We start from the raw sequence: 236 nt of genomic DNA on the forward strand, positions 1-236 counted from the left end.
TCTTTATTATAAGCTAACGGTAAGCCTTTAAGTGTTACTAACATACTCATCAAGTGTCCTGTAGTACGTCCGACTTTTCCTCTTATTAGTTCAGCCATATCAGGGTTTTTCTTTTGTGGCATAATAGATGAGCCAGTAGAAAACGCATCTGATAAAGTGATAAATTTTACCTCATCAGTCGACCAAAAAATGATTTCTTCTGCAAAACGTGATAGATGTACCATAGTGAGTGAAAT

The 236-nt window shown here is 35.6% G+C and carries 1 protein-coding gene; it reads right to left on the reverse strand.

Going from position 1 to position 236, the window contains the following annotated elements; all coding sequences use genetic code 11:
* Window positions 1–236, reverse strand: a 236-nt coding sequence (locus GNF10_RS39660; protein WP_260446399.1) for a lyase family protein, incomplete at both ends; no start/stop codon positions are given.

This window comes from Nostoc sp. UCD121, from assembly GCF_014222285.1.
Classification (GTDB): domain Bacteria; phylum Cyanobacteriota; class Cyanobacteriia; order Cyanobacteriales; family Nostocaceae; genus Nostoc.